Here is a 25966-nt window from a genome sequence, read left to right on the forward strand (position 1 = left end):
GTTTATAAAATTCGTTGCTATTATTTGATTATTTGAATAAAAAAGAGGCTGATTTAAATAATCAGCCTCAAAATTAAATATATTTTTAGGTAATAATTAATTATTAATCGACCAAACAGTGTATCCTTTTGGAGGACATTGAATTTTTATCCATTGATCAGCTTGAGTTGTAGGAAGCCAACTAGAACTTCCTGTAAAGTCTTTTATCTGAGTGTTTGCCCAGTTTGTTTGAATCCATCTTTCTTGCCATGATGACGAATTATTGATGTATACCACTAATCCAGGGTTTCCGTTATATCCGTTTCTGCGGGCGATATATTCGTCATTATCAGCGTATAAAATTGAAGTTGTTCCAGTCGCTTTATTGTTGTGAATCCAGATAAGGTTATTTAATTTGTTTTTATCAAGCCATTCTTCATAATCTCTATAAAAAATAGTTGGATATCCTTCGTGAGTTAAAATATAAGAATAGGCTAGTAATTTATTAGAAATTTCATCAGTATCATGATTCGTAACAAAAGTAACTGCTTTGTATGGGTTTCTTTTCCACATCATATCATCATTTAATACGGCAAGATTATTTCCATCAAAGGCATCATTCATTTTATAATAACAAGCAAAATCAAATACAGAACTATTGGCATTATTAGCCCAATCATTTAATACGTTTACATTCGAATCCCATAATTCGCCAACCGAAAATCCGCCTACATTAGCATTCCAGGAATTTACAACCCAAGCACCAAATCCTTTTACATAATCAAATCTCCATCCATCAAATTTCATGGTGTTTTTATAATACTTACCAACTCCATCAGCTCTTAGCCATAACCAATCTTGTACATGAGGATTTGCGTGGCATAAATCAGGGAAACCGCCAAAAGCACCTTCGTCATTATTACCGTAACTGTTTTTATAAAAATCATTATAATTACGAGTGAATTTTCCTGAAGCAACTCCGCTAAAGTTGGTCCAGGTATTAGTTCCTGTAAACGGATTCGCTTCTGATTGCCCGCCACTATTATGATTAATTACAATATCGGCATATACTTGCATATTTTCAGCATGTACTTTGCTGATTAAGCTTACAAGTTCTGTTTTTGATCCAAATCTGGTTTCTGTAGAACCATTTTGATTGTAATCTCCAAAATCAAAATAATCTGTAGGATCATAACCCATAGAAAAAGCACCATTTTGAGCTTTTGATGCAGGAGGTAACCAAATAGAGCCAATTCCGGCATTAGACCAATCGGTAATTTTGGTATTTAATGTATTCCACCAGTTACCGCCAGCAGGAACATCCCAATAAAATGCTTGCATCATTACGCCACCGCCAGGATTGGCAACATATTTTCCTGTAGTAGGAGTTCCTGTGCTAAATGGGCGCCCATCATGCTTTGTCACATTTATTACTTTGAACTGAGAATTTGCTGCTGCAATTTCAGATTCTGTATTTTCATTAGAGCTACAGGAGTAAAAAAATGCTGTTAAAGCAGTAATTAAATAAAGTTTTACAATTTGTTTTTTCATAATTAAATGATTTTTAGGTTAATTAAGGATTTGGGTAATCAAATTGTGATTAATTAAATAATTAGCCAATTAATTGTTTAATTACTGTTTTTAAATGCTAAATTTTAATAATCACATATCGAATGTATGTAAAACTTATGTAGCTAATTACTTTGAGATTTTATTTAATAAGCGAAAACGTTGTAGTGTTGAAAACTTTTGTTTATTTGGTTAGAAATGAACTGTTTGTACTTGCCTTTTTTGAGTTTTTTAGGATAGGGTTTAATCAAATATAGGCTAGTTGGGTTTTCTAAATAGTTTCAAAAATAAGATGTGATTAATTCTTGAATAAGAGAATTTTTTTAGTTGCATATAATTTTTTGTTAATAGTAATAAGTAAACTTGTATTATGTGATTGAATTGTTATTTTTGTTCGTTATAAGATAATTAAGCAATGTTTGTTAGATTTGTAAAGATTTTTATTTTCTGAACATTTAAAATATATATTGAAATATACGGTTTACTATATTTGTAAGCCATTAATGCTAAATAATAAAGCTTCTTTACATCAAATTAAATTTTTAACTAATGCTATTAAAAAAATTACGAATAAAAACTATCAATTGTCAATTTGTATTTACAATAAGTTTTTTGCTTCTTTTCAATTCGCTAACCAGTGCGCAAGAAATTATTAAGGATACGGTTATTGCAAAGCCAGTTGTAGTTAAAAGTAATCAGAAACAAAAAATTGATGGTATTATCGCTACTGTAGGTGATTACATTATTTTAGATTCAGATATCGATAAAGGATACTTAGAAATTAGTAGTCAAGGAGGGTCTATAAAAGATGTTTCAAGATGTCAGATGCTAGGAAAACTTCTAGAAGATAAATTATATGCACATCAGGCTATTCAGGATAGTATCATTGTAAGTGATGCTGAAGTAAAAGGGATGATGGATGAACGATTAAATTATATGGTTCAGCAAATTGGAGATATAAACAAAGTTGTTCAGTATTACAAAAAGAATTCAGTTGAAGAATTCAAAACTTATTTTGCTGATATCTTAAAAGAGCAAAAGTTAGCATCTGAGATGCAAAAGAAGATCATCGATGGAGTAGAAATTACTCCTGAGGAAGTTCGTAATTTCTTCAAGAAAATACCAGAAAGTGAGTTGCCAACATTTGGAGCAGAGATGGAAGTAGCACAAATTGTGGTGAATCCTAAAATTTCGGATGTAGAAAAGAAAAAGGTAATCGACCGTTTAAATGGTATTAAAAAAGATGTGGAAGACGGTGCTAGTTTTGCAACTAAGGCAGTTTTATACTCTCAGGATCCAGGTTCGAGTTCGAATGGAGGATATTATAAGATGACGAGAAAAACACCTTTTGTAAAAGAATTTAAGGATATCGCTTTTAGTCTTCAGGAAGGAGAGATTTCAGCTCCTTTTGAAACTACCTTCGGATTTCATATCATAAAAGTAGATAAAATTAAAGGGCAAGAAGTTGAGTTGCGTCATATCTTGATTGCTCCTGTAGTTTCTGAAGATGCTTTGAAAGAAGCAAAAGAAAGAATTACTGGAATTAGAGAGAAAATAATAGATAAGAAAGTAACTTTTGCAGAAGCAGCCAGAGCAGATTCTGATGAAAAAGAGACACGTGCAAACGGTGGAGCCTTGATTAATCCGAATACACAAGACACACGTTTTGAATTAACAAAAATGGATCCTACGTTATATGCTCAGGTTTCTAATTTAAAAGATAACGAAGTTTCGCAACCAGTTTTAGATACAGATCCACAAGGGAAAAAAAGTTACAAACTAATTACTGTAACTAAAAGAATTGAATCGCATACTGCTGATTACGCTAAAGATTATATCAAGATTAAAGATTTAGCTTTAAAAGAAAAACAAATTAAAGCTATTGCAAAATGGTTTGATGAAAAAATAAAAGAAACTTATATCAAGATTCTTGGAGAGTACAGAGATTGTACTTTTACAAATAATTGGTTGAAAAAATAATTTTTATAAAATAAATAAAAAGAGTTAGTTTTATGAATTCATAGAACTAACTCTTTTTAATTTTAAATACATTCATAGATGTCAGATGTAACCGCAATTCATAATTTAGTTCAAAAACGTAATGAATTAAAAGCTGAAATCGCAAAAATTATTGTAGGTCAGGATGCAGTTGTAGATCAAATTTTGATTTGCATTTTTTCTGGCGGACACGCTCTTTTAATAGGTGTGCCAGGATTGGCAAAAACATTATTGATAAATACACTTTCACAGGCTTTAGGGCTTGATTTTAAGAGAATTCAATTTACTCCGGATTTAATGCCATCTGATATTTTGGGAAGCGAAATCTTAGATGAAAACAGACGGTTTAAATTTATAAAAGGACCGGTTTTTTCTAATATCATTTTGGCAGATGAGATTAATAGAACGCCACCAAAAACACAAGCAGCTTTGCTAGAGGCAATGCAGGAACGTTCGGTGACGATTGCTGGTGAAAACCATAAATTAGACTTGCCTTACTTTGTGTTAGCTACACAAAACCCTATTGAGCAAGAAGGAACTTATCCTTTGCCAGAAGCGCAATTGGATCGTTTTATGTTTGCCATAAAATTAGAATATCCAAGTTTTGAAGAAGAAGTACAAGTTGTTAAACGTACAACTTCAGACAATACAAGTACAATCAACCCTTTGTTTACGGCTCAGGAAATTATAGATTTTCAGCATTTAATTCGCCGAATTCCTGTTGCTGATAATGTAATAGAGTATGCAGTAACTTTGGTTAGTAAAACACGACCAGATAATAGCCTGACGAATGATTTTGTTAAAAATTATTTAGATTGGGGAGCAGGGCCAAGAGCTTCGCAAAATTTAATTTTAGCTGCTAAAGCTCATGCAGCATTCAATGGTAAATTTTCGCCAGACATTGAAGATGTAAAAGCTGTAGCAACGGGTATTTTAAGACATCGAATCATTAAAAATTATAAAGCCGATGCCGAAGGAATTACAGAAGAAATTATAATTCAGAAGCTACTATAACGATATAAAAAAGCTTATTTAGAAAGGTTCTTTGCTTAAAACATAGCAAAGAACCTTTTTCTTTATAACAAAGAATTTCGACTTTGTCAAAGAAAGGATTTTATATTATTAATAATTTAATATTTTGACGTTAAAATGCAATTTTGCTAATTTTACGCAATGTAAATCGTTATTTTTTAATAATAACTTTTGAAAAGGCGACTTCTGTTATATTTTTTTTAATTCTCGGCTTTAATTTTTAAATTTGCGTACAAAAAAATAAGATACCTAGAAAAGACTTCAATTATGAATATTTATAACGATTACATTAAAGAGATTGCAGAACGAAAAGACCAAGGACTTCATCCGAAGCCAATTGATGGTGCTGAGTTGTTAAGCGTGATTATTGCACAGATTAAAGATCTGGATAACGAGTATCGAGAAGAATCGATTAAACACTTTATTTATAACACTATACCAGGAACTACAAGTGCTGCGGGTGTAAAAGCTAAGTTTTTAAAAGAGATTATTCTTGGAGAATCTGCTGTAAAAGAAATAACACCAGCTTTTGCATTTGAGTTATTATCACATATGAAGGGTGGACCTTCTATTGAGGTATTGTTAGATTTAGCTTTGGGTGATGATGCTGCTATTGCAAAAGAAGCAGGAAATGTACTTAAGACACAAGTTTACCTTTATGAGGCAGACACAGATCGTTTAAAAGAAGCGTTTAAAAAAGGTAATCCAATTGCTATAGATATTATTAGAAGCTATGCGCAGGCAGAGTTTTTTACAAAATTACCAGAAGTAGTTGAAGAAATTAAAGTAGTTACTTTTATTGCTGGTGAGGGTGACATTTCTACAGATTTGTTGTCTCCAGGTAATCAGGCTCACTCACGTTCAGACCGTGAACTTCATGGTCAATGTATGATTACGCCTAAAGCACAAGAAGAAATTAAGGCGTTACAAGCACAACATCCAGACAAAAGTGTGATGTTGATTGCAGAGAAAGGTACAATGGGAGTTGGTTCGTCAAGAATGTCAGGTGTAAACAACGTGGCACTTTGGACAGGAAAACAAGCAAGTCCATATATTCCATTCGTTAATATCGCTCCAATTGTTGGAGGAACAAATGGTATTTCTCCAATTTTCCTAACAACAGTTGATGTTACTGGTGGTATTGGTTTAGATCTTAAAAACTGGGTTAAAAAGCTTGATGCAGATGGTAATATTATTCGCAATGAGAATAATGAGCCAATTCTGGAAGAAGCATACTCTGTTGCTACAGGAACTGTGCTTACAATAAACACAAAGACGAAAAAATTATATAATGGAGACAAAGAGCTAATTGATATTTCTAAGGCTTTTACTCCTCAAAAAATGGAATTTATCAAAGCTGGAGGATCATATGCAATTGTATTTGGTAAAAAACTTCAGACATTAGCAGCGAAAATTCTAGAAATCGAAGCTCCTCTTGTATTTGCTCCATCAAAAGAGATTTCTCTTGAAGGACAAGGACTTACAGCGGTAGAGAAAATTTTCAACAAAAACGCTGTTGGTATAGCTCCAGGTAAAGTACTACATGCTGGTTCAGATGTTCGTGTAGAAGTTAATATCGTAGGTTCTCAAGATACGACAGGTCTTATGACTGCTCAGGAATTAGAGTCTATGGCTGCTACAGTAATTTCGCCAATCGTTGATGGTGCATACCAATCTGGTTGTCACACAGCTTCAGTATGGGATAAAAAAGCTCAGGCAAATATTCCAAAATTGATGAAATTCATGAACGATTTCGGTTTAATCACAGCTCGTGACCCGAAAGGAGTTTATCATGCAATGACAGATGTAATTCATAAAGTTCTTAATGATATTACAATAGATGAGTGGGCTATCATTATTGGTGGTGACTCTCATACAAGAATGTCTAAAGGTGTAGCATTTGGTGCTGACTCAGGAACAGTTGCTCTTGCACTTGCTACAGGTGAGGCTTCAATGCCAATTCCTGAATCTGTTAAGGTAACATTTAAAGGTGAGATGAAAGACTATATGGACTTCCGTGATGTAGTTCATTCAACACAAGCTCAAATGCTTAAGAAATTTGGTGGTGAAAATGTTTTCCAAGGGAGAATTATCGAGGTTCATCTTGGGACTCTTACTGCTGACCAGGCATTTACATTTACAGACTGGACTGCAGAGATGAAAGCAAAAGCTTCTATCTGTATTTCTGAAGATGATACCTTAATCGAATCATTGGAGATTGCAAAAAGCAGAATCCAGATCATGATCGATAAAGGAATGGATAATGAAAAACAAGTTCTTCAGGGATTGATTAACAAAGCAGATAAGAGAATTGCAGAGATTAAATCAGCAGAGAAACCTGCTTTAACTCCAGATGCAAATGCTAAGTATTATGCAGAAGTTGTTGTAGATCTTGATCAGATTATCGAGCCAATGATTGCGGATCCAGACGTTAATAACGCGGATGTTTCTAAGAGATATACTCACGATACAATCCGACCATTATCTTTTTACGGAGGAGATAAAAAAGTAGATTTAGGATTTATCGGGTCTTGTATGGTTCACAAAGGAGATATGAAGATTCTAGCTCAAATGCTTAAAAATATAGAACAACAATACGGTAAGGTTGAGTTTAAGGCTCCGCTAGTAGTAGCGCCACCTACTTATAATATCGTAGATGAACTTAAGGCTGAAGGAGATTGGGAAGTTTTACAAAAATACTCTGGTTTCGAATTTAACGATAGCGCTCCTAAAGGTGCTGCACGTACAGAATACGAGAACATGTTGTATTTAGAGCGTCCAGGATGTAACCTTTGTATGGGTAACCAGGAAAAAGCAGCAAAAGGAGATACTGTAATGGCAACTTCTACGCGTCTTTTCCAAGGAAGAGTTGTAGAAGATACAGAAGGTAAAAAAGGAGAGTCATTACTTTCTTCTACGCCAGTTGTAGTCTTGTCTACAATTCTAGGTAGAACACCTACATTAGATGAATATATAGCAGCAGTAGATGGTATTAGCCTAACTAGGTTTGCACCTTCTCATAAACTGTTAGTAATGTAATCGTACGATTAGTTATAATCATTATATATAAAAAGCCTGAGTTGATAAACTCAGGCTTTTTCTTTTCTGGCTCTTCTATTTTTTGTAACTTGTGATGTTCAAAAAACAAAAACAAACAAAAACAATTATACTTATGGCTTTTGATATTGAAATGATTAAAAAAGTGTATGAGAACATGCCAGGTCGTGTTGATAAAGCACGCGAGATTGTTGGTCGTCCACTTACTTTAACGGAGAAAATTTTGTACAATCACCTTTGGGATGGAAATCCAACTAAGGCGTTTGGTAGAGGAGTCGATTATGTTGATTTTGCACCCGATCGTGTAGCATGTCAGGATGCAACTGCACAAATGGCATTATTGCAATTTATGCACGCAGGTAAGGCTAAAGTGGCTGTGCCTACAACAGTTCATTGCGATCACTTAATTCAAGCTAAAGTAGATGCTGTAACCGATTTGGCTAGAGCAAAAACTCAAAGTAATGAAGTTTTCGACTTCTTGTCGTCAGTTTCTAATAAATACGGAATAGGTTTCTGGAAGCCAGGAGCAGGTATTATTCACCAAGTAGTACTAGAAAATTATGCTTTCCCAGGAGGAATGATGATTGGTACAGATTCACATACCGTAAATGCAGGAGGTTTAGGAATGGTAGCTATTGGTGTTGGTGGAGCCGATGCTGTAGATGTTATGTCAGGAATGGCATGGGAATTAAAATTTCCTAAATTAATTGGAGTAAAATTAACTGGTAAATTATCAGGATGGACTGCTCCTAAAGATGTTATCCTTAAAGTTGCTGGTATTCTTACTGTAAAAGGTGGAACAGGAGCAATTGTAGAATATTTTGGAGAAGGTGCAACTTCTATGTCATGTACAGGTAAAGGTACTATTTGTAATATGGGTGCAGAGATTGGAGCGACAACTTCAACTTTTGGATATGATGATTCTATGAGTCGTTACCTGCGTTCTACAAATAGAGCCGATGTTGCAGATGCGGCAGATAAAGTAGCTTCTTACTTAACTGGAGATCCAGAAGTTTACGCTAACCCAGAACAATATTTTGACCAGGTTATCGAAATTAACTTAACGGAATTAGAGCCACACTTAAACGGACCTTTTACGCCAGATTTAGCTACTCCAATTTCTAAAATGAAAGAAGCAGCAATCAAAAATAACTGGCCATTACAAATTCAGGTTGGTTTAATTGGTTCATGTACCAACTCATCTTACGAAGATATTGCGCGTGCAGCATCTTTGGCAAGACAAGTTTCTGCCAAAAAATTAAAAACAAAATCACAGTTTACAATTACTCCAGGTTCAGAGGTAGTTCGTTATACAATCGAGCGTGATGGTTTTATCGATACATTCCATAAAATTGGAGCAACAGTTTTTGCTAACGCTTGCGGACCATGTATTGGTATGTGGGATAGAGAAGGAGCAGAGAAAGAAGAAAGAAATACAATCGTTCACTCTTTTAACCGTAACTTTTCTAAACGTGCCGATGGTAACCCAAATACACTAGCTTTCGTAGGTTCACCTGAATTAGTGACAGCTATGGCTATCGCAGGAGATTTAAGTTTCAATCCATTAACAGATACTTTAATCAATGAAGATGGAGAAGAAGTAATGTTAGATGAACCTACAGGAGACGAATTGCCTCCAAAAGGATTTGATGTTAAAGATCCAGGATTCCAAGTTCCGGCAGAAGACGGTTCAGGAGTTCAGGTAGCTGTAAGCCCAACATCAGAGCGTTTACAATTATTAGCTCCGTTTGATGCTTGGGATGGTAAGAATATTACAGGTGCAAAATTATTAATCAAAGCATTTGGAAAATGTACGACAGATCACATCTCTATGGCAGGACCATGGTTACGTTTCCGTGGACATTTAGATAATATTTCTAATAATATGTTGATTGGTGCAGTAAATGCATATAACCAAAAAACAAATTCAGTTAAAAATCAATTAACAGGAACGTATGATGCAGTTCCTGCAGTTGCACGTGCGTACAAAGCAGCTGGAGTTCCATCTATTGTTGTGGGGGATCATAACTATGGCGAAGGATCTTCTCGTGAGCACGCAGCAATGGAGCCACGTTTCTTAGGAGTTAAAGCGGTATTGGTGAAATCTTTTGCTCGTATCCACGAAACAAACCTTAAAAAACAAGGGCTTTTAGGATTAACATTTGCTAACGAAGCAGATTATGATAAAATCCAAGAAGATGATACAATCAATTTCCTTGATTTAGTAGAATTTGCTCCAGGAAAACCATTAACGCTAGAATTCGTTCACGAAGATGGAACTAAAGACATAATCTTAGCAAATCATACTTATAATGCAGGACAGATTGGCTGGTTTGTAGCTGGTTCAGCATTAAACTTAATTGCTGCTGGAAAAGCATAATTAAAGTTTTAAATCATATTAAAAACTCTCAAGGCAACTTGGGAGTTTTTTTATTTGAAGCTATTTCCAGCTATCCGCTATATCTTTTCTTTTTTTAAGGAAAAAAGAAAAGGATGCCGCTTTTATCTGGGCTAGGAAATCTATTTAAAAAAGAAATTTAGTATAAAGATTTTTACCTGTTAAATATTATAATTTCGCAGATAATAACTCTGATATTAAAAACTAACCCTGTGTTTTTGCTAGAGTCGTTTCTTGAGATAAGTTTTTAATCTTATTCGGATTTGTTAATTTAAATTCATCTAAATCTATGCTGAAAATTTTTGCAGAAGGTATTTTAGAATAACTATTGTCAATACGTCCGCCCAAAATGTATAATTTATTATTGTTATAATACATAGCTGAATACTTCAGGGGGAGGTTGATTTCGTATTCTTTTAATACTTTTAATTTAAAATTGTATGTGTACATTTTTTCATCCTCAAAAAAATAAATAATATCGTCATTGTAAGCAATAGCAGGTCTTTCTAATCCCAAAAATAGTTCGCCTTCAGTTTGCCATTTTTCTGTTACTAAATCAAAGGTTTCTATTTTAGATATTGGTTTTCCGTTGTTTCCGCCAATAAGATAAATTTTATCGTCTATCAGTATTCCGGTAGTTTCTTCTGCCATTGGCATACTCGTAAGTTCATACCAATATCCGGAAGTAATATTATACAAATGCACTTTATCTGTGAAATCTTTTACACCACTTTCAGTTGCTTTTATAGAACCTCCCATTACAATAATATTATCTTTATAAGTAAAAGAAGCAAAATCAGCAGCCTGATGTGGATTTGTTTTGTCGACTTTAACAGTGAGTTTTTCAATATCTAAAACTTCAATTTGATCTTGTAAATATTCCCAACTACTTATTTTATTTACGAACATTTTTTTTCCGCCCAAAATATAAATTAAATTGTTATAGAAATGAATGTTATGATACGCTCTAACCTGTAGTTTTAAATCTGGAAATTCCCAAGAGTTGGTTTTGATATCGTAAATAGAAAGATACTTTTTATAATGTCGTTTTGTTGCACCTGTTCCTTCATTAAAAAAATCCTGCAAGTTAGGGTCAGCTATTTTTGCCCGCACTTTAGCCATGTGATCGATTTCAGGATAAGCGTCACCACCACTAATATAAATTTTGTCGTCTTTTAAAAAAGATCCAAATGAAAAAACAGGATGTTTTAAAGAAGTTATTTCTGTAAAAGCAAGTTTAGTTTTCAATTTAGAATTGGTAACAATTGTAACACCTGATAAATTTTGTGCCTCTTCTTCAAGAAAAACTTTGTAGTTATTTTTTGCCAGATAGCTTAAGGAAACATTTTTAGTGATGTAACCAATGTGAGAAAATTGTAATGTCTCATTCTCTTTAAATTCAGGAAGAACTTTTAAATAAAATTCACCCTTTTCATCGGTTATAGTCCCAACTTTACTAGACAATGCAAATACATTGGTGTTTTCAACCGGAAGATTGTCTTTCTGAGAAATTACATTACCTTTTATATTTTGAGCAATTAATAATGTAGGAAAAAATACAAAAATCAGAATTAGTTTTTTCAAGGGTATTTTTTTTGTCAGTTATTCTTTGTTTAAAAGTAGTATTATTTTTTCAAGAAAAATAATTGAATTAATATAGAATGATTATTTTTTATGCGGAATTTGTTAATTTGAATATAAAGAGTTGTTAAAAAATAGCGATTTTTAGTTTAATAAGTTAAATTAGCTTTTTAAGTAATTGGATTGTTGTTTTTTGATTTTTTTTAAATGAATTAAATGTAATCTGCGAATGTAATTTGAATAAGAATGAAAAGTTTTGGACTGATATTAGCGTTGTTTTTTTTTAGTTTTAATGTTTTTTCACAGGAAAAATATATTAAGCATAAAATTTCTAAAGGGGAGAATGTTAGTGTTATAGCCAAAAAATATCATGTAAAAGTAAAGGAGATTCTTGATTTAAATCCTAATGCTGGTAAATTATTAAAACTAAATTCAATTTTACTAATTCCAAGTTCAGAGAAAAATGTTGCCAATAAAGATAAAGCAACAAAAACGAAGACAAAAGAAAAAGAAGTAATTGCAAGTAATAAAAGCAATTCAGACAATTCGAATACTACAACGAGTAATCAAGAAACTACTACTCATGAAATTCTAGCAAAAGAAACATTGTACGGAATTTCAAAACAATACCAACTTACTGTCGAGGAATTAAAAAAAGCCAATCCAAAATTAGAAAGTGAAGGGCTTAAAATAGGACAACAAATTATAATTCCGGGTAACGCTAAACCAATTATAAAAGAAACTACAATAGCTGCGACTACGATTGTTGCAACTCCTGAACCTGAGATAATAGAAAAACCTGTAGAAACCGAAATTGTTCGTGAAGTTTTACCTAAAGAAACTAAATATGCAATTGCTAAAGAATACGGACTTACGGTTAAAGAATTAGAAAGACAAAACCCATTTATAAAAGGAAAATTACCAGTAGGTTACGTCCTTAAAATAAATCCTTCAAAATCATATGTAAAGAAAGAAGGAGTACAAGAGGGAGCGGATACTGCAACAGCAGTAGCGACAACAGCAATTAAAGATACTGCAACGACAAATAATGTAAAGTTTACCCATGACTCAGATTTGTTAAATCAATTGGTATTAAACGCTACAGAGAATATAGGAGTCCGGTATCGTTCAGGAGGAACCTCGAGAGCAGGTTTTGATTGTTCAGGATTAATGGTAACTACATTTGGAAGTTTTGATATTAAGTTACCTAGAAGTTCTATCGAGCAATCCCGTATTGGAGTTAAAATTGCATCGGAAGATGCGCAAAAAGGAGATTTAATTTTCTTTAAAACTAATGGAAGACGTCAGATAAACCATGTGGGAATGGTAGTTGAGGTATTAGATGGCGAAATTAAATTTGTTCACTCATCTGTTCATGGTGGTGTAATTGTTTCTTCAACAAAAGAGGCATACTACGGAAGAAACTTCACTCAAGTTAATCGTGTTTTAGAATAAATTTCTTTAATTCTAAAAACGTAATATAAGTTTAAGCTTTTAGACTTACTCAGTTAAATAATTTTTACTTCTTTATTTTTTCTAAATTTTCTTTTACTCGAAAATTTACAATCTTCGTTATTAAATCCAAAGGCATAGGTTTGTCTAATGGAAACTGAATAGAGCCCTTTCCTGATTTATAAGCAGAAAGTTCTTCTTGAAAAGCTTCGTTTCCCGAAGGCAACGCATAAAAGCCAATATGGTTTTTGAAAGCTGCAAAATGCACTAAGTTACCATTAAGCGTAAAAGTAGGGATAGCGTAACTTATTTTCTCTTCGGCATTTGGAGCAGCCTTTTTAATTGTTTGGCGCACTTGTTCTAATACTGCCTGAATAGTTTCAGGAAAACCAGCAATATATTCATCAATAGTTTTAGGTTTTGAAGTTATCATAGCTTTTAATTTTATAAAACCAAAACCGCAATTTTGTCAAATTGCGGCAGTTTTAATTGAGTTTATCAAAGTTGTTATTTAGAGATTTCTTCCAATACTTTCTTTGCATTTTCATTTTTTGGGTCAAACTGTAATGATTTTTTGTAGTTTACAATAGCAAGTTTTTTATCTCCATCTTTTAAATAAGCCTCGCCTAAACTATCATATGCATTTCCTGATTTAGGAAAGGTATCAACATTTATTTTAAAAATGGCTATGGATTCTTTTGTTTTTCCTGATTGTAGTAATTGATAACCAACATCGTTTATTTCACTTTCCTTAATAGCGTATTCATCAGATTTTTTGAACTCTTCAAATTTCTTCAATCCAGTTTCTAATCCTTGAGATTTAATAATACCAAATAGAGTATAAGCGGTAGATCTTTTGGCAATATCATATGGCATATCGTATAAAATTGCTCGTATCGCTTCAGACATTTGATTAAGACCAGTTCCTCCGGTATTATTTAATAATACAATTAAATCGTTGGATGATGGAATACGTGAGATTAGAGTATTGAAACCATTTATTCCACCACCATGTTCAATAATTTGTACTTTCTTATCTGTTTTGTCAATGTTGGCTTCTTCAATAAACCACCCGTATCCATAATAGGATGTTGCAGAGAACCTTGTATTTATGTATTTGTTAAATAATAATTCTTTGTATTTAGCCGATAATAATTTTTCAGTATAAAGAGCCTGATCCCATAAGTATAAATCCTCTACGGTAGAATATAGAGATCCTGCAGCATAAGGAAGAGACATATCAATGTAACTTGAATTTACATAGTCAGAACTGCCTTTCTCTTTTTTTTCGTATCCAGTGGCTCTATTAGCTAAAATCACATCGTGATGGTCATAGCCAGAATTATTCATGTTAAGTGGGGTAAAAATCTTTTCTTGTAAACACTGCTCATACGTTTTTTCTGTAATTTTCTCTATGATATAACCCAATAGAAAATAGCCAGAGTTGCTATAGGCAAATTTTTCTCCAGGCTTGAATTGAAGAGGTAAATCGGCAAATGTTTTTACAAAAGCTTCTGGTGTATAGGGATTACGACTAATATCTGAGAAAAAATTAGGGAATGAAGTATAATTAGGTAATCCTGATGTATGAGTGAGTAATTGATGAATGGTAATTTTATCACCATTGGTTTTGGAATAATCAGGAAGATAGGTAGAAATTGGAACATCTAATTTAAGCTTTCCTTGCTCCACCAATTGAAGAATTAATAATGCTGTGAATTGTTTGGTAATAGAGCCTAATCTAAATTTTGTGTTGGGTTCATTAGGGATTTTCCATTCCATATTGGCTAATCCAAAGCCTTTTTTATAGATAACCTTTCCGTTTTCAGTTACAAGAGCAGTTCCGTTAAACTGGTTGTATTTAGAATATAAGCTTAGCAATTCATTAATTTTATCGGCCTTGGAAGTTTGGCCAATACATACATTAACTAAAATTAATTGAAAAGCAAGACTAAAAATGAGCACTTTTAATAAAGAGCTATTTGATTTTTTTTCCATGATGGTTGATGATTTTTGGTTATTATATTTTAAGCGTTCATTAATAATAGACGACTAAAATTTAATAAAGTTACTAAAAATCATCACTTTGTTTAGTATAATGCTATAATTGTTGAAGTAGTTGTAACTCGAAGTGATAAGTTATGACTAATCATGTATGCTATGATTTTTGTAGATTTAAGAATAGAAGTTTTATTAGTATCTATAGCTATGCTATGATTATAATATGGCTCATATTTTTTTTGCTCAGTAATCGAGAATAAACCAACTGTAGGAGTTTGTACAGAGCTTGCTAAATGCATGATTCCAGAATCGGCTCCAATGAAAGCTTCCGTGTTTGCGATTAATGCGCCAATTTCACGTATGTCTTTACTGTAAAAATGTGTAGCTTTAAAGCCAATTTGCGAGACATTTTCAATAGGTAAAATTTCAATAATATTATGATTAGGATATTGAGTTTTTAGCCTTTTATAAAACTTCCCCCACCATGATTCTGAATAACATTTGTCGCCAGTTGCATAAGTATAAATGCAAATCGTTTTTTTATCGTTATTGACTAATTTGTCTAGTATTTTTTTTCCTTCAATGATTTCAGAATTACTCAATTTAAGATTTAATGCAGCAATTGATTTGTTATTGGGAGTAAAGCCTAGTTCGCTTAAATAACTTCTGAAATTGTATACAGGATATTTTGCGATATGTTCGTAATCAAGATATTTTGATTGAATATCTTCGACTGTAGAATCTCCGAAGAATTTGAATTTTGAATTTGAAAATTTAACTGAAAGTCTTCCAGATGAAGAATTTTTATCAACATTAATTGCAATATCATATTGTTGTTTTCTAAGCGATATCCATACCTTAATATATTGAAGTAAGTTCTTAAAAGGTTTTTTAGGTAGCTCAATAATCTTATCGACATTGTCGTAGTTTTCGAATAATATAGGCGCTAGATTACCTTTTACAAATAAGTCTATTTTGCATCCCGGAAACGTAGTAATGACTTCTTCTAATAAAGGTGTAATTAATAATAAGTTGCCTAATCGGGCATTTGGACGTGAAATTAAAACTCTTTTAATCTCAGGTTGAATGGTTAAATGTTTTTTATTCGCATTTGTAGAATGCCCAATATTTTTAGTTAAGCTATGCATTAACTTTCGTCTTACTACGTTTATGTTTTTTAAGATTTTCATAGTGTAAATATTATTTATTAAACTTACTTCAGTTAAAAAAGAATAAATGGCAACTCAAAAAAACAGAAAGAATTAAAAGCAAATTATTAAAACTTATTATGAGTCTTGTTGTAATAATAACTAAATGAGGTTGTTATGTTTTCTGCTTTAAGTAAAGTTAGCAAAATCATTTATAAGCTGATTACATAATTTTCTGTTTTTTTTATATGATGAATCAAAATTGGTTTTTTTAAAATGATTGATGGTTAAGTCTTAGTTAACTTATAATTAGGTTTTTAGGTCTTATGACATAGTGAGAAGAGTTGTGACTCCGTTTCGTTTGATAACACGACTGAAAGTAAAAATGACAACTGCTATATAATCTAAAATCAGCCATCTAAAAACCAAAATTTATAAAAAAAGTATATCTTTAACCAACCAAAAACCAAAAAAAATGCAAGAAAACAAACCAGAAGATTTTAAAAGAGAACTCGGATTGCTAGACGGAACCATGCTTGTGGTAGGGTCTATGATTGGTTCAGGAATATTTATTGTAAGTGCCGATATTGCCCGACAAGTAGGTTCTGCGGGTTGGCTAATCTTAATATGGCTAATCTCAGGATTAATTACAGTTATTGCAGCAGTAAGTTATGGAGAATTAAGTGCCATGTTTCCAAAAGCTGGTGGGCAGTATGTTTACTTAAAAGAAGCTTACAATAAGTTGATAGCTTTTTTGTACGGATGGAGCTTTTTTGCAGTAATCCAAACGGGTACAATTGCTGCTGTAGGTGTCGCTTTTGCCAAATTTGCAGCTTATCTCTATGAGCCTTTAAGTGATGAAAATATTCTTTTTGAGATAGGTTCTTTCGACTTAAATGCAGCTCAACTGGTTTCTATTGTTACGATTATTTTATTAACGTATATAAATAGCCGTGGGGTTAAAAACAGTAAAATTCTACAAACGGTTTTAACTATTATCAAAATTTTATCACTTTTAGGATTAATCGTTTTCGGGTTAACACTTGGAGCAAAAGCTTCTATTTGGGATGCTAATTGGGTTGATGGTTGGTCTACACGTGCTTTTGATGCAGATACTAAATCTTGGTTTCCAATAGGAGGTACAGCATTGCTTACAGGTATTTCGGCAGCTATGGTTGGTTCTTTATTTTCTAGTGATGCTTGGAATGGAGTAACTTTTATTGCGGGCGAAATTAAAAATCCCAAACGTAATGTTGGGTTTAGTCTATTCTTGGGGACTTTTATAGTTACGATTATTTATGTTTTAACAAACCTGATGTACTTGGCAGTAGTACCTTTTGATGAAATTGCTACAGCAAAATCAGACAGGGTAGCGGTAGTGGCATCACAATATATTTTTGGTAATATCGGAACGTTAATCATTGCAATTATGATTATGATTTCGACTTTTGCTTGTAATAATGGGCTAATAATGGCTGGAGCAAGGGTATATTATACAATGGCAAAAGATGGTTTGTTTTTTAAGAAAGCAGCTATATTAAATGAGTCTAGTGTTCCGGCTTGGGCATTATGGGCACAATGTGTTTGGGCTTCGGCTTTATGTTTGACAGGGAAATATGGGGATTTATTGGACTTTGTTATTATCATTGTTCTGATTTTTTACATTTTGACTATTTATGGTATTTTTATTCTGCGTAAGAAAATGCCAGATGCCGAGAGACCTTATAAAGCTTTTGGATATCCATTTCTGCCATTCTTATATATTGTAGTAGCATCGGCAATTTGTATTTGTTTATTGCTTACTAAATTTTCTACTTGTGGTTGGGGCGTTTTAATTATGCTAACAGGAATTCCTGTTTACTATTTGACTAAACCGAAAGAATAAGCGAGATAATTTAAAGGTATCTATTTAATCAGTGGCTAAAAATAGGCACATAGATTGAGTAGAAAAGAGAATAGCCACAGATTAAAAGGATTAAAAAATCTGTGAGAATCAGTGGCAAGAATAATGAACTATATAAAAACAGAAAACCCGTCCTAAAGACGGGTTTTTCTAGTGTAGTAAGCACTTATATAATGCTAGCAATTATTTTGCTAACACTAATTCTTCGTTGAAAGGAAGATTCCAAGCTTCTGCAACTCCTTTGTAAAGGATTTTTCCATTAGCAATATTCAATCCTTTTTTTAATTCTTCGTTTTCAGCACAAGCTTTTTCCCATCCTTTGTTTGCTAATTGTAAAGCGTAAGGTAAAGTAGCGTTTGTTAAAGCAAGTGTAGATGTGTAAGGTACAGCTCCAGGCATATTAGCCACACAGTAGTGTACAATATCATCGATAATGAAAGTTGGGTTTTCGTGAGTTGTTGGTGTACATGTTTCGATACATCCACCTTGATCAACAGCAACGTCTACAACAACAGTTCCTGGACGCATTAGTTTAAGCATATCACGAGTAACTAAGTGAGGTGCTTTTGCTCCTGGAATTAATACTGCTCCAACTACTAAATCTGCATCAGCGATTGCTTTAGTAATGTTATAGTGGTTTGACATTTGAGTGTTTACGTTTGCAGGCATAATATCATCTAAATGACGAAGACGTGCTAAACTTACATCCATAATAGTAACTTGAGCTCCTAAACCAGCAGCCATTTTTGCAGCTTGAGTACCAACGATTCCACCACCAAGTACTAATACTTTAGCAGGAGGAACACCTGGAACACCACCTAAAAGAATTCCTCTTCCTTTTAATGGTTTCTCAAGATATTTAGCTCCTTGTTGAATAGACATACGTCCAGCAACTTCAGACATTGGAACTAATAATGGTAAACTACGGTCAGCTTTTTCAACAGTTTCGTAAGCTAAACATACAGCTCCTTTTTCGATCATTGCGTGTGTTAATGGCTCTGATGAAGCAAAGTGAAAGTATGTAAATAATAATTGATCTTTTTTGATTAAATCATATTCAGATGCAATAGGTTCTTTAACTTTAATAATCATTTCAGCTATAGCATATACCTCTTCAATAGTTGCTAATACCTGAGCACCAGCATTAGTATACTCCTCATCGCTAAATCCACTTCCTAAACCGGCAGTTGCTTGAACGTAAACAACATGTCCGTGTTTTTTCATTTCCGAAACTCCAGCTGGTGTAACAGCTACACGGTTTTCGTTATTCTTGATTTCTTTTGGAACACCTATTATCATTTTTTATATTTTTTTTGTTTTTGTTAATTTTGTTTTACAAAGCTACATATAGAGAATATATTATCGATATTATGGGTATAATAAAGAAAATATTGTTTTTATTTAATATTTTTACCAAAAAATATTCTTTTTAATGAGCTTTTATCGTCTATAAAAAGAAAAAATGACTGATTTGTAATAATTTTTAAAACACTTTTTACCATGATTTTAGACGAAACTGACAAAAAAATCCTACGCCTTTTACAAGAAGATGCGCATTATACCTTAAAAGACATTGCAAACAAAATAAATTTGTCACTTACACCTGTCCATGATAGAGTCAAACGACTTGAGAGAGAGGGAGTTATTGAGAAATATGTGTCTATTTTGAACAAGAAAAAATTAGGGAATAATCTTACGGTTTATTGCCAGGTAACGCTCACAAAACAGACATATGATACGTCGGAAGGGTTTAATCAATCTATTTTGAATTTACCTGAAGTTGTAGAGTGTAATTATGTATCAGGAAATTTTGATTATATGCTTAAAATTATCATTCCAGATATGGAAACGTATCATCATTTTCATCAAAAAAAGTTATCAATTTTGCCCGAAGTTTCTTTAATCAATACTGTCTTTGTAATGTCCGAAGTAAAGAGTACAACAGTTTTGCCTATAATATAATCCAAAACAAAAAACCATCAAGAAATCTTGATGGTTTTGAGAAAAAGTTGGTTTGGTTGGTGTATATGCTAGTAGTAAGTAAAACGTCTTACTTTCGCAATATATTTTGCTAATCGAATAACCTGGTGACTATAGCCATATTCATTATCGTACCAAATATATAATACAATGCTTTTTCCGTCTTTGGAAACTATTGTAGCATTACTATCATAAATTGATGGTGCCGAAGTACCGATTATGTCAGAAGAAACCAATTCTGTATTCAAAGAATATTTTATCTGTTCTACTAATTCGCCTTCAAGGGCATATTTTTTCATTATTTTGTTAATTCCAGCAATCGAAGTTGCTTTTTTAACATCAAGATTCAATACAACAAGAGAACCGTTAGGAACAGGAACACGTATTGCATTTGATGTTAATTTCCCTTCAAGCGATGGTAATGCTTTTGCAACAGCACTTCCTGCACCAGTTTCAGTAATTACCATATTTAATGCAGCAGCTCTGCCACGACGGTATTTTTTGTGCATATTATCAACCAGATTTTGGTCATTAGTATATGCGTGTATAGTTTCTAAGTGTCCTTTTACAACACCTAGTGTATCTTCAATTGCTTTTAAAACAGGCGTTATAGCATTTGTGGTACAAGAAGCAGCCGAGAAAATATCATTTTCATCGGGATTGTATTCGTTATGATTTACTCCGTGTACAATATTAGGAACTCCTTTTCCAGGTGCAGTAAGTAAAACTTTGCTAACCCCTTTAGAAACTAAGTGCCTGCTTAATGCTTCCTGAGTTGTAAAAGCACCAGTATTATCTATAACTAGAGCATCATTAATGCCATATAGCGTATAATCTATTTCTTCAGGAGAATTTGCCGAAATAATATGTACCGTAGTTCCATTTATCAAAAGTGCATTATTCTTTGGGTCAGCAACTACAGAACCTTGAAAATCTCCATGAATAGAGTCATATCTTAATAAAGAAGCTCTTTTTTCAAGATTTGCCAGTTCGCTTTTATCACGAATAACAATTGCTCTTAATCTCAGTTGATTTCCTTTTCCTGTTTTAGACATTAATTCTCTGGCCAATAAGCGACCAATTCGGCCAAAGCCATAAAGGACAACATCTTTAGGTTGAATTTCTTCAGATGATTTAGCTTCTTTTAGTTTTTCGATTACAAAATGACGAGCATCTGGATATTTTTCATCCTCTAAACGATATTCATAAGTTAGTTTTCCAATGTCTATTTTAGAAGGAGGTAATTTTAAAGATAAAACAACTCTCGCAATTTCAACAGAGTCAAAAATAGTAATTGGTTTACCTACAAATTCTCCAGCGTATTGATGTAAATTAATAATGTCGCTTACATTCTTATCTAGTAATTGATTTTTGAATAAAACCATTTCGATAGATTTATCATACCATAAATCGCTTATGATTTTAATCAATTCTACTCCGGCTTTTCGTCTGTCGACTTGAAATGATACTTCTTTTTGGTACAAAGATTTTTTGCTCATAGTTGAAAATTTGTAAAAATAAAACAGCTTGTTTTTTAAATTTGGCGCAAAAGTACCCATTTCAATCGATTTCGTAAACTATTTTATGATTTATTTTGGAAACGGGTGAAAATAAATTTTCTTCCAATAAAATGAAAATTGGCTTCTCCTAAAACAAAAAAATAAATTCTATATCAGAAGGAAATAAAAAAGCCATCCTGATTTTGCAGGATGGCTTTGAATTTGGGAAATAAAATGATTTAGATGATAACTCGAATAACTTCTCCGTTTCTGTTAATCATTTCAATTCGTATACTTTGGTTTTCGTCTTTTTGATTTAAAAGTTTCGAAACCGTTTCAATGTCTGTTGCTTTTATATTGTCAATACTTAAAATAATGTTGCCTTGTAATTCATTATTATACTGTTTAAGATTTTCGTTTGTAAGTGCTTTAATTTTTACACCATAGTTTATACCGAATCTCTTTTTATCGGTTGCATCGATATTTTCTAATTCGATTCCTTTATATTCAGTACTAAAAAATTCATTTTTACTTAAAGTAACAGGAACTACTTTATTTTTTCCGTCACGTATATAAGTTACCTGAACTACATCATTAGGTCTTTTGGTATTAATATATCCAGAAAAATCAGCATAAGTAGCTATATCTCGATTATCTAATTTTACAATGATATCACCTTTTTGAAGACCAGATTTTTCAGCACCTGATTTTTGAGTTACTTTATTGATGTAAAAACCTTGAGTTTGAGAAATACCCAGCTCTTTAGAAGCGGCATTATTAAGTTCACCCCCTTCTACACCTAATATAGCTCTTTGTACATTACCAAACTCCATAATATCTTCTATTATTTTTCTGGCAATATTAGACGGAACTGCAAATGAGTATCCAACATAAGAACCGGTTGTAGAGGATATCATGGTATTAATACCAATTAAATCTCCTCTGGTGTTTACCAATGCGCCACCACTATTACCAGGGTTTACTGCGGCATCAGTCTGGATAAACGATTGAATTCCGTTTGTATCTAAGTTTCTGGCTTTCGCCGAAACAATCCCCGCAGTTACTGTCGAAGTTAGATTATATGGATTTCCAACTGCCAGAACCCATTCACCCACTTTTACAGCATCAGAATCTGCAAAAGGAGTATAAGGTAATTTTTCGTCGGCATCGATTTTTAATAAAGCAATATCCATTTTAGAATCAGTTCCAATGAGTTTTGCCGTATAAGATTTTTTATTGTTTAAAGTAATTTCAATTTCAGTGGCGTTTTTTATCACGTGATTATTAGTTACGATATATCCATCAGCAGAAATAATTACACCAGAACCACTACCAACTTGTTCTTGTGTTTGCTGACCTCCATAACCGTAAAAATATTCTAACATAGGGTTAGTAACAGTTCTGCGAGATACATTTTTTACGTGTACCACAGTATGAATAGTTTTATCTGCTGCAGCTGTAAAATCAACAGTTTCGGCACCTAAACCTACTGTTTTAGAGTATGAATTTGGAGCAAGAGTTACTATCGATTTCTTTTCGCCAAAAAGAGAACCGTTATTATCAAATAATAACTTGTATGCACCAAGCGTAGTAGCACCGCTTAATAAGGATACTAAAAATAAGGTTGAAAATCGTTTCATAGTTTTGATTAGTGTTTAAGTTATCTATGTATAAAATTATATCAAAAAAAAACTGAAGTAAAGTGGTTTAACGCTCTTTAACAATGATTAACATTTCATTAATAGTTCGTACTTTTGTATTTCTCAATTCAATAACAATGCAAGTAGAATTTTATAAATATCAGGGTACAGGAAATGATTTTGTAATGATTGATAATCGTTCTGATTTTTTTCCAAAGAAAGATACAAAATTAATTGAACGTTTGTGCGACAGGCGATTCGGAATTGGTGCTGATGGACTGATTTTGTTAGAAAATGATTCTGAAACCGATTTTAGAATGGTTTACTATAATGCCGACGGAAACCAAAGTTCGATGTGCGGAAACGGTGGTAGATGTTTGGTGGCATTTGCTAAAAAACTAGATGTAATAGAAAATGAAACTACCTTTATAGCTACAGATGGTTTGCATCATGCTACAATCGCACCAGACTCTATTGTTTCTTTACAAATGATAGATGTTGATGCTATAAATAAATATGATAATTATACGTTCTTAAATACAGGATCTCCACATCATGTACAAATAGTAGATGATTTAGAACATTATAATGTAAAAGAAAACGGAGCAGCTATACGTTACGGAGAATTGTATGGAAAACCAGGGAGTAATATCAACTTTGTAAAAAAAGTAGATGATAAAACATTTTCACTACGCACTTATGAAAGAGGTGTAGAAGATGAAACTCTTGCTTGCGGAACAGGCGCTACAGCGGTTGCAATAGCTATGAATGCAATAGGAGAAACTAATGAAACAGATATTAACTTAAATGTTGAAGGAGGTAAACTAGTTGTTTCTTTTGATAAAGTAGGGGAGCACTTTACAAATGTGTTCTTAAAAGGACCAGCAGAATTTGTATTTAAAGGAACAATCGAGATTTAATGTTTTCAGTCTGAAATCTATCTCATCCCGACGTTTTTGGGATCGGGGCTAAATTCTAAAATTAAAAATGATCACATTAAAAGGCGATACTATATATATACGAGCATTAGAACCCAATGATCTGGAGTTTATCTATGCAGTCGAAAATGACCTTAGTATTTGGGAAGTAAGCAATACTCAAACACCTTACAGCCGATTCTTAATAAAACAATATCTGGAAAATGCCCATCAGGACATTTATGAAGCCAAACAATTGCGACTTGCTATTTGCCAAGATCAGGATTTTCCTGCCATTGGTCTAGTTGATTTATTCGATTTTGACCCTAAAAATAATAGGGCAGGTATTGGGATTGTAATTCAGGATAATGAAAGAAGGAATCAAAATATTGGTTCTGAAGCTTTAACATTATTAATTAAATATTCTTTTTATCATCTTAATTTACATCAATTATATGCAAATATTGGTGTTAAAAACGAAGCAAGTAATGCACTTTTTACTAAATTTGGCTTTGAAAAAATTGGAACAAAAAAAGATTGGCTTTTAGTTAATGGAGTTTATCAGGACGAAGCCCTTTTTCAATTAATTAATAAGGAGTTTTAAAAGTTTAGTTTTTAAATTGTTATAATTAAAAAAAAATACTAGCAAGTAATGCAACCACATATGAATATAAAGAAAATTATAACAATAAGTGCCGTAATAGTAATTTCGGTTTTGATGGTTTATGGGTTTATTTTGATAAGCCAAATTTTTAGTGCTAATACTAAATTTTCTGAGAAAGAGGTTTACGTTTATGTACCTACGGGATCTAATTATGAAGATGTAAAAAAGATATTAGAACCCTTTGTAAAAGATTTAAAGAACTTTGAGATGGTTGCTAGTAAAAGAGGTTATCCTGATAATGTAAAACCAGGACGCTTTTTATTAACCAAGGATATGAATAATATGGATTTGGTTAGAGCAATGCGATCTAATGTTCCAGTAAAATTGGCTTTTAACAATCAAGAGCGTCTAGAGGATTTTGCAGGACGTGTTGCTTCCCAAATAGAAGCTGATAGCACATCATTGCTAAAAGTATTTAAAGATTCTATTTTCATGAAAGAAAATGGTTTTAACGAAGATAATGTGTTTGCAATGTTTATCCCGAATACGTATGAAGTGTATTGGAATACTTCGGCTCTTAAGTTTCGTGATAAAATGATTAAAGAATATCATAATTTCTGGACTAAAGAGAGAATAGACCAAGCTGCTGCACAAGGTTTAACTCCAGTAGAAGCTACAATTTTGGCTTCAATCGTACATAAAGAATCTGTAAAAAAAGATGAGCGACCTAGAATTGCAGGAGTTTATTTAAACAGATTGCGTCTGGAAATGCCATTACAAGCTGATCCAACAGTTATTTACGCAATTAAAAAGAAATCAAATGACTTTGAGCAAGTAATAAAAAGAGTTTTCTATAAAGACTTAACAATGTCGTCTCCATATAATACCTATATGAATACGGGACTTCCTCCAGGACCAATTGCAATGCCAGATATTACAGCATTAGAAGCGGTTTTAAAGCCTGAAAAAAATGATTACATCTATTTCTGTGCAAGTATAGATCGTTTTGGATATCATGAGTTTGCATCGACATTAGCACAGCATAATGTAAATGCAAAAAAATACTCAGACTGGATTAATAGTCAAGGAGTGGTAAGATAGTCCTGAAAGTAAAATATAATCTATAAAAAGATGCCGAAGTTATTATTGACTTCGGCATCTTTTTTTTATAAATATTGATTTTATAAATAGATTTTTGAGAAGTATGA

18 protein-coding genes are annotated in these 25966 nt (G+C 32.7%); 10 read left to right on the top strand and 8 right to left on the bottom strand.

Annotated features, from left to right (window positions below; translation table 11 throughout):
* Positions 1-96 precede the first annotated feature (96 nt).
* Positions 97-1530: an alpha-amylase gene (locus SHI72_RS01995; protein ID WP_323488886.1), complete on the bottom strand. Its 1434-nt coding sequence runs from the start codon at positions 1528-1530 to the stop codon at positions 97-99.
* Between the two features lie 567 nt (positions 1531-2097).
* On the opposite strand from SHI72_RS01995, the gene SHI72_RS02000 reads away from it, so the two are divergent.
* From SHI72_RS02000 to SHI72_RS02015, 4 genes are all read left to right on the top strand, one after another.
* The gene (locus tag SHI72_RS02000) at positions 2098-3528 is read left to right on the top strand and encodes a peptidylprolyl isomerase (protein ID WP_323488887.1); all 1431 of its coding nucleotides are present in this window, start codon (positions 2098-2100) and stop codon (positions 3526-3528) included.
* A 78-nt stretch (positions 3529-3606) separates the two neighbouring features.
* On the top strand, positions 3607-4560 hold the full coding sequence (locus SHI72_RS02005) for an AAA family ATPase (protein ID WP_039120387.1): 954 nt from the start codon (positions 3607-3609) through the stop codon (positions 4558-4560).
* 285 nt (positions 4561-4845) lie between these two features.
* Complete coding sequence (locus SHI72_RS02010) at positions 4846-7617, top strand: bifunctional aconitate hydratase 2/2-methylisocitrate dehydratase (protein WP_323488888.1); 2772 nt, start codon at positions 4846-4848, stop codon at positions 7615-7617.
* Positions 7618-7750: 133 nt separating this feature from the next.
* Positions 7751-10015 carry an aconitate hydratase gene (locus SHI72_RS02015; protein ID WP_323488889.1) on the top strand — a complete coding sequence of 755 codons (2265 nt, stop codon included), beginning with the start codon at positions 7751-7753 and terminating at the stop codon, positions 10013-10015.
* Positions 10016-10237: 222 nt separating this feature from the next.
* Here SHI72_RS02015 and SHI72_RS02020 read toward each other — a convergent pair whose 3' ends face one another.
* Positions 10238-11617, bottom strand: coding sequence for a carboxypeptidase-like regulatory domain-containing protein (locus tag SHI72_RS02020; RefSeq protein ID WP_323488890.1), 1380 nt, complete (start codon positions 11615-11617; stop codon positions 10238-10240).
* 243 nt (positions 11618-11860) lie between these two features.
* Here SHI72_RS02020 and SHI72_RS02025 point away from each other — a divergent pair, with 243 nt between their 5' ends.
* Positions 11861-13069: an NlpC/P60 family protein gene (locus SHI72_RS02025; RefSeq protein WP_323488891.1), complete on the top strand. Its 1209-nt coding sequence runs from the start codon at positions 11861-11863 to the stop codon at positions 13067-13069.
* A 64-nt stretch (positions 13070-13133) separates the two neighbouring features.
* Here SHI72_RS02025 and SHI72_RS02030 read toward each other — a convergent pair whose 3' ends face one another.
* The 3 genes from SHI72_RS02030 to SHI72_RS02040 form a co-directional block, all read right to left on the bottom strand.
* On the bottom strand, positions 13134-13499 hold the full coding sequence (locus tag SHI72_RS02030) for an iron chaperone (RefSeq protein WP_039111359.1): 366 nt from the start codon (positions 13497-13499) through the stop codon (positions 13134-13136).
* 74 nt (positions 13500-13573) lie between these two features.
* Positions 13574-15064, bottom strand: coding sequence for a serine hydrolase (locus tag SHI72_RS02035; RefSeq protein WP_323488892.1), 1491 nt, complete (start codon positions 15062-15064; stop codon positions 13574-13576).
* A 92-nt stretch (positions 15065-15156) separates the two neighbouring features.
* Positions 15157-16257, bottom strand: a complete 1101-nt coding sequence (locus SHI72_RS02040) for a glycosyltransferase family 9 protein (protein WP_323488893.1) — start codon at positions 16255-16257, stop codon at positions 15157-15159.
* Positions 16258-16690: 433 nt separating this feature from the next.
* Here SHI72_RS02040 and SHI72_RS02045 point away from each other — a divergent pair, with 433 nt between their 5' ends.
* Positions 16691-18100 carry an APC family permease gene (locus SHI72_RS02045; protein ID WP_039111357.1) on the top strand — a complete coding sequence of 470 codons (1410 nt, stop codon included), beginning with the start codon at positions 16691-16693 and terminating at the stop codon, positions 18098-18100.
* Between the two features lie 201 nt (positions 18101-18301).
* Here the strand turns inward: SHI72_RS02045 and ald are convergent, their stop codons facing one another.
* Positions 18302-19417 carry an alanine dehydrogenase gene (gene ald, locus SHI72_RS02050; protein WP_039111355.1) on the bottom strand — a complete coding sequence of 372 codons (1116 nt, stop codon included), beginning with the start codon at positions 19415-19417 and terminating at the stop codon, positions 18302-18304.
* 201 nt (positions 19418-19618) lie between these two features.
* On the opposite strand from ald, the gene SHI72_RS02055 reads away from it, so the two are divergent.
* Positions 19619-20080: an Lrp/AsnC family transcriptional regulator gene (locus SHI72_RS02055; RefSeq protein WP_039111354.1), complete on the top strand. Its 462-nt coding sequence runs from the start codon at positions 19619-19621 to the stop codon at positions 20078-20080.
* 68 nt (positions 20081-20148) lie between these two features.
* On the opposite strand, the gene SHI72_RS02060 is transcribed toward SHI72_RS02055, so the two are convergent.
* Positions 20149-21597, bottom strand: coding sequence for a glyceraldehyde-3-phosphate dehydrogenase (locus SHI72_RS02060; RefSeq protein ID WP_039120378.1), 1449 nt, complete (start codon positions 21595-21597; stop codon positions 20149-20151).
* Between the two features lie 239 nt (positions 21598-21836).
* A complete protein-coding gene (locus SHI72_RS02065; protein ID WP_323488894.1) occupies positions 21837-23237 on the bottom strand; it encodes a trypsin-like peptidase domain-containing protein in 1401 nt (466 codons plus the stop codon).
* A gap of 137 nt (positions 23238-23374) precedes the next feature.
* Between SHI72_RS02065 and dapF the strand changes: the two genes are divergently transcribed.
* The 3 genes from dapF (at position 23375) to mltG (ending at position 25859) form a co-directional block, all read left to right on the top strand.
* A complete protein-coding gene (dapF, locus tag SHI72_RS02070) occupies positions 23375-24157 on the top strand; it encodes a diaminopimelate epimerase (protein ID WP_039111344.1) in 783 nt (260 codons plus the stop codon).
* A gap of 67 nt (positions 24158-24224) precedes the next feature.
* Positions 24225-24758: a GNAT family N-acetyltransferase gene (locus SHI72_RS02075; protein WP_039111342.1), complete on the top strand. Its 534-nt coding sequence runs from the start codon at positions 24225-24227 to the stop codon at positions 24756-24758.
* 60 nt (positions 24759-24818) lie between these two features.
* Positions 24819-25859: an endolytic transglycosylase MltG gene (gene mltG, locus SHI72_RS02080; protein WP_039111583.1), complete on the top strand. Its 1041-nt coding sequence runs from the start codon at positions 24819-24821 to the stop codon at positions 25857-25859.
* The last annotated feature ends 107 nt before the right edge of the window (positions 25860-25966 follow it).

The sequence above is a fragment of the Flavobacterium sp. PL02 genome (assembly GCF_035013205.1).
Taxonomy (GTDB): domain Bacteria; phylum Bacteroidota; class Bacteroidia; order Flavobacteriales; family Flavobacteriaceae; genus Flavobacterium.

What these genes read in the sequence shown, in the direction of transcription:
- SHI72_RS02055 (WP_039111354.1), top strand. Translation starts at nt 19,619, where the DNA reads ATGATTTTAGACGAAACTGACAAAAAAATCCTACGCCTTTTACAAGAA.
- SHI72_RS02075 (WP_039111342.1), top strand. Translation starts at nt 24,225, where the DNA reads ATGATCACATTAAAAGGCGATACTATATATATACGAGCATTAGAACCC.
- SHI72_RS02005 (WP_039120387.1), top strand. Translation starts at nt 3,607, where the DNA reads ATGTCAGATGTAACCGCAATTCATAATTTAGTTCAAAAACGTAATGAA.
- SHI72_RS01995 (WP_323488886.1), bottom strand. Translation starts at nt 1,530, where the DNA reads ATGAAAAAACAAATTGTAAAACTTTATTTAATTACTGCTTTAACAGCA.
- SHI72_RS02065 (WP_323488894.1), bottom strand. Translation starts at nt 23,237, where the DNA reads ATGAAACGATTTTCAACCTTATTTTTAGTATCCTTATTAAGCGGTGCT.
- SHI72_RS02000 (WP_323488887.1), top strand. Translation starts at nt 2,098, where the DNA reads ATGCTATTAAAAAAATTACGAATAAAAACTATCAATTGTCAATTTGTA.
- SHI72_RS02045 (WP_039111357.1), top strand. Translation starts at nt 16,691, where the DNA reads ATGCAAGAAAACAAACCAGAAGATTTTAAAAGAGAACTCGGATTGCTA.
- SHI72_RS02015 (WP_323488889.1), top strand. Translation starts at nt 7,751, where the DNA reads ATGGCTTTTGATATTGAAATGATTAAAAAAGTGTATGAGAACATGCCA.
- SHI72_RS02010 (WP_323488888.1), top strand. Translation starts at nt 4,846, where the DNA reads ATGAATATTTATAACGATTACATTAAAGAGATTGCAGAACGAAAAGAC.
- SHI72_RS02030 (WP_039111359.1), bottom strand. Translation starts at nt 13,499, where the DNA reads ATGATAACTTCAAAACCTAAAACTATTGATGAATATATTGCTGGTTTT.
- SHI72_RS02040 (WP_323488893.1), bottom strand. Translation starts at nt 16,257, where the DNA reads ATGAAAATCTTAAAAAACATAAACGTAGTAAGACGAAAGTTAATGCAT.
- ald (WP_039111355.1), bottom strand. Translation starts at nt 19,417, where the DNA reads ATGATAATAGGTGTTCCAAAAGAAATCAAGAATAACGAAAACCGTGTA.
- dapF (WP_039111344.1), top strand. Translation starts at nt 23,375, where the DNA reads ATGCAAGTAGAATTTTATAAATATCAGGGTACAGGAAATGATTTTGTA.
- mltG (WP_039111583.1), top strand. Translation starts at nt 24,819, where the DNA reads ATGAATATAAAGAAAATTATAACAATAAGTGCCGTAATAGTAATTTCG.
- SHI72_RS02060 (WP_039120378.1), bottom strand. Translation starts at nt 21,597, where the DNA reads ATGAGCAAAAAATCTTTGTACCAAAAAGAAGTATCATTTCAAGTCGAC.
- SHI72_RS02025 (WP_323488891.1), top strand. Translation starts at nt 11,861, where the DNA reads ATGAAAAGTTTTGGACTGATATTAGCGTTGTTTTTTTTTAGTTTTAAT.
- SHI72_RS02035 (WP_323488892.1), bottom strand. Translation starts at nt 15,064, where the DNA reads ATGGAAAAAAAATCAAATAGCTCTTTATTAAAAGTGCTCATTTTTAGT.